Annotated in this window: 1 protein-coding gene; it reads left to right on the top strand. The window is 44.4% G+C overall.

Annotated elements, in window-relative coordinates:
• Positions 1–198: 198 nt before the first annotated feature.
• Positions 199–520, top strand: a 322-nt coding sequence (locus R7Z50_RS31020) for a ferric reductase-like transmembrane domain-containing protein (protein ID WP_318150215.1), incomplete at its 3' end; no start/stop codon positions are given.

Genomic DNA, 520 nt, shown 5'->3' with positions numbered 1-520 from the left:
ATGTTAAGCAAACTATAACGAGTGAATACTCTAACCACTGTTAAATCCCTGTCGATTTTCTGTAGGATTCTGCGCAATACCTCCAAGTTTGTTATTGACCTTAGGTATATTGTGGGTTTACTCAACTTTACGAATATTGACGTTGCATTACGCTAGAAAAACTAAACTAGAGTTGTCGTCAATTTGAGAGTGATGTTCATGAAAACTGTACGAAATTTTGTATGGATGATAATTGCCGCCGTGTCTGTGTTGTGGTGGATGAGTGAACCGCAACTGCTTTCCTCGACCCAATTCTTCCAATGGCGCTCCGCGCTTATTCAATATTCTGGTGTTTTGTCGTTAGCTTTGATGTCTATTGCGATGGTGCTGGCGCTGCGCTTACCTGTGATCGAGCAATGGGTTCACGGGATGGATAAGGCCTATCGTGTGCATAAATGGCTCGGCATTGCGGGGGTTAGCCTTGGAGTCGTGCATTGGTTGACGTATAAAGTGCCAAAATGGCTAGTGTCGGCAGGAGTGC

Source organism: Vibrio sp. 1249-1 (assembly GCF_033340495.1).
Note: the sequence above shows the minus strand (reverse complement) of the source record. Positions and strands in the feature narration are given on the sequence as shown.